This window comes from Kitasatospora sp. NPDC007106 (assembly GCF_040634455.1).
Classification (GTDB): Bacteria; Actinomycetota; Actinomycetes; order Streptomycetales; family Streptomycetaceae; genus Kitasatospora; species Kitasatospora arboriphila.
This window is the reverse complement of sequence record NZ_JBEYFP010000720.1, coordinates 1-2946: the sequence shown is the minus strand read 5'-3', so window position 1 is coordinate 2946 and position 2946 is coordinate 1. Positions and strand designations below refer to the sequence as shown.

The following is a 2946-nucleotide window of genomic DNA, read 5'->3' as shown; positions in this document are numbered from 1 at the left end:
CCTTCTCTACCGCCGACGGCACCCGGATCCAGCAGTGGACAGACCAGAACACCGCCTGGCACCTCCCGGCCGAAGGCTGGGAGGTGCCCCCACGCGCCCCTACCGATGCCGCTTCAGCGACGCCCGCGGCGGGCCTTCTCGTAGGCGGCGCGGTGCACCGCCTCCCCCGGGGCCTCGACCAGGCTGCGGAAGAAGTACGCGGCGAGGGCGCCGACCCCGCCGATCAGCCAGACCGCGCCCAGTGAGCGGTCCTCGGCCATCCAGCCGTCGAGGGTGTGGCGGCCCTCGGTGAGGGACTTCCAGGTGCGGATCGCCGCGAGGCAGGAGCAGATCGCGACCGCCCCGATCAGCAGCACGTCGACGAGGCGGCCGGCGTCGGAGAGCGTCACCCCGGCGACGGCGAACCGCAGCACCAGGGCGCCGGCGGCCGTGCAGACCAGGGCGCCGAGCGAGACGAGCACCCGGCGCAGCCAGTAGCCGCCGCCGTGGTCGACCCAGGTGGTGCCGAAGAACCGGATCGGCTCGGGCTCGGGGCCTGGGGCGGGCTTCCTGCCCGGGGTGCGCTGGTTCACGGCACCCATTGTCGCCCGGCCGGGAGGCCGGACGGCGGAAGGGCGCCGCAGACCCGACGGCAACAGGGCCGCGGGGTACGACGCCCTTCCGGTCCGTCGGTGCGGCCTCAGCCCAGCTTGCTGATGTCGCGGACGGCGCCCTTGTCGGCGGAGGTGGCCATCGCCGCGTACGCCTTCAGGGCCTGGCTGACCTGGCGCTGACGGTTCTTCGGCCGGTAGCCGCCCTCGGCCTCCAGCTTGAGCCGGCGCTCGTGGAGCTCCTCGAAGGAGACCTCCAGGTTGATCTTCCGGCCGGGGATGTCGATGGCGATGATGTCGCCGTCCTCGACCAGGGCGATGGTGCCGCCGGAGGCGGCCTCCGGGGAGGCGTGGCCGATCGACAGGCCGGAGGTGCCGCCGGAGAAGCGGCCGTCGGTGATCAGCGCGCAGGCCTTGCCGAGGCCGCGGCCCTTGAGGAAGGAGGTCGGGTAGAGGGTGTCGTGGACGGCGACCGCGGCGGCGTTCAGCACGCCGCGGGCCGGGTCCTGCTCGTAGACCAGCCGGAAGGTGATGCCGGCGGCGAGGAAGGAGATCGCCATCGGCATGAACACCAGCAGCCGGAAGGCGGTGCCCCAGCGGACCTTCTCGGTGAGCACGGCGAAGACCAGGCCGAGGCCGGTGACCAGCGCGGGCGCGACGGCGACCCAGATCGCGCTGTTGCGCAGCGCGGTGAGGGTGGCGTCGTCGGTGAACGCGGTGCGGTAGTTGCCGAGCCCGACGAAGCCGGTGCCGGGCGCGTCGTAGAGGCTGCGGACCACGGACCAGCCGATGGGGTACAGCACCAGTGCGCCGAGCAGGGCGAGGGCGGGCAGCAGGAAGAGGGGGGCCGGGCCCCGGCGCCGCAGGGCGGCGCCGGAGCTCCGGGGTCGGGTGGGTGTCCTCATGGGGACGTCAGCCCTTGTACGCGGCGGCCGCGGCGGCTTCCAGCCGCTGGGCGGTGCCGTTGACGTCGGACGGGTTCGCCAGGAAGTCCTGGAGGAGCTTCCACTCGCCGCTGCCCTGGGTGCCGCCGAAGGCGGCGGGGGCCTGGTCGGAGAGGTCGAAGCGGAAGCCGTCGGCGGCGGCGATCAGCGACTCGGCGGTCTGCCGGGTGGTGTCGTCCGGGTAGGCGGCGGGCTTGACGGCCTTGTTGGGCGAGAGGAACCCTCCGGCGCCGGCCCAGACCTCGCCGGCCTCGGGGCCCGCGAGGAACTCCAGCAGCTGCTGGGCGGCGTCCTTGTGCTTGGCGTCCTTGAGGACGACGGCCGCGTCGCCGCCGCCGACCACCGGCGCCTTGCCCGTGCCGACGGCCGGGAAGGGGAAGAACTTCGCGTCCTCGCCGACCTTCTTCTTCAGCTCGCCGGAGACGACGGCGCCGACGAAGTCGCCCTCGTAGACCATCGCGGCGGTCGGCTTGTCGCCGAACACGGCCTGGACGGACTCGGGGAAGTCGGTCTGCAGGGCGCCCTTGCCGCCGCCGGCGACGAGCTGCGGGTCGCCGAAGACCTTGCCGAGGGTGGTGAGGGCGGCGACCACGGTCGGGTCGGTCCAGGGGATCTGGTGCTTGGCGAGCTTGTCGTAGTTCTCCGGGCCGGCCTGGGAGAGGTAGATGTTCTCGAACCAGTCGGTGAGCGGCCAGCCGGCCTCGCCGGCGACGGAGAAGGCCGGCAGGCCGCTGTCGGAGACGGCGTGGCCGGCGGCGAGCAGCTGGTCGAAGGTGGTGGGCGGCTTGACGCCGGCGGTGTCCAGGGCGGCGGGGCTGTACCAGACGGTCGACTTGTGGGCGGCCTTGAAGTACAGGCCGTAGAGCTTGCCGTCGACGGTGCCGTAGTCGGCCCAGATCTTGGCGAAGTCGCGGTGCAGGCTGTCGGCGACGGCGGGGGCGAGCGGCTCCAGCCAGCCCTTGCGGGCGAACTGCTGGAGGACGCCGAGCTGCGGCATCATCACGACGTCCGGCGGGTCGCCGCCCTCGATCTTGCTGCCGACCAGGGTGGAGACGTTGTCGCCGGTGGAGATGTAGACGGTCCTGGCGCCGGTCTTCGCGGTGAAGGCGTCCAGCACCTTCTGGAAGTTCTTCTGCTCGACGCCCGTCCAGGCGGCGGCGACGCTGACGGTCTGTCCGTCGAGGGGCTTGGCGGAGGCCTTGTCGGCGGAGGTGCCGCCGCTGCCGCTGCCGCAGGCGGTGGCCGTGGCGGCCAGGCCGAGGGTGGCCGTCAGGGCGACGGCCGCTCGCAGGGATCGCATGGTGGTGTCCTCTCGGTCGGCGGTCCCGGCCGGGGCCGGGTGCCGTTCGGGGGTGGGGCCGGCCGTGGGCGGCCGGGCTGCCGGTGGAGGAGTGCCGTGGGGTGCCCGCCCC

General features: G+C 73.5%; 3 protein-coding genes and 1 pseudogene. All 4 read right to left on the bottom strand.

Annotation, left to right across the window (positions count from 1 at the left end; genetic code table 11):
- Positions 1-113: 113 nt before the first annotated feature.
- The 4 genes and pseudogenes from ABZ641_RS31350 to ABZ641_RS31335 all read right to left on the bottom strand — a co-directional run bounded on the left by ABZ641_RS31350 (position 114) and on the right by ABZ641_RS31335 (position 2834).
- Positions 114-572, bottom strand: coding sequence for an EamA/RhaT family transporter (locus ABZ641_RS31350; RefSeq protein WP_359987286.1), 459 nt, complete (start codon positions 570-572; stop codon positions 114-116).
- 107 nt (positions 573-679) lie between these two features.
- A complete protein-coding gene (locus ABZ641_RS31345) occupies positions 680-994 on the bottom strand; it encodes a dihydroxy-acid dehydratase (RefSeq protein WP_359987288.1) in 315 nt (104 codons plus the stop codon).
- A gap of 51 nt (positions 995-1045) precedes the next feature.
- Positions 1046-1495: pseudogene (locus ABZ641_RS31340) on the bottom strand (sugar ABC transporter permease); the annotation flags it as partial.
- Between the two features lie 7 nt (positions 1496-1502).
- Positions 1503-2834, bottom strand: a complete 1332-nt coding sequence (locus ABZ641_RS31335) for an extracellular solute-binding protein (protein ID WP_359987283.1) — start codon at positions 2832-2834, stop codon at positions 1503-1505.
- Positions 2835-2946 lie beyond the last annotated feature (112 nt).

Bases quoted from the DNA above. Each gene is read 5' to 3' on its own strand.
- ABZ641_RS31335 (WP_359987283.1), bottom strand. From the start codon at position 2,834: ATGCGATCCCTGCGAGCGGCCGTCGCCCTGACGGCCACCCTCGGCCTG.